Raw genomic sequence first — 273 nt, 5'->3', positions numbered from 1 at the left:
CGACGAAATGATCTGCGGCATGGCCGAAGTGGTCAAGGCCGGCTTCATCGCCGACCCGGTGATCCTGGATCTCATCGAAGCTGACCCGCTGGCCGCACTCGTCCCGGCCGGCGACGTGCTGCCCGCGCTGATCCGGCGCGCGATCACCGTCAAGGCCGAGGTGGTCGCCGCCGACGAAAAGGAATCCGAGCTGCGCGAAATCCTCAACTACGGCCACACATTAGGCCACGCGATCGAGCGCCGGGAACGCTACCGGTGGCGCCACGGCGCCGC

At 67.8% G+C, this 273-nt stretch carries 1 protein-coding gene; it reads left to right on the top strand.

Annotated elements, in window-relative coordinates; all coding sequences use genetic code 11:
- Positions 1–273: 3-dehydroquinate synthase family protein (locus tag ACRHOZ_RS20960; protein WP_431130220.1), on the top strand; the 273-nt coding region annotated here is incomplete at both ends.

Source organism: Flagellimonas flava (genome assembly GCF_050617915.1).
Taxonomy (GTDB): Bacteria; Bacteroidota; Bacteroidia; order Flavobacteriales; family Flavobacteriaceae; genus Flagellimonas; species Flagellimonas flava_A.
This window is presented reverse-complemented; position numbering and strand designations above follow the sequence as displayed.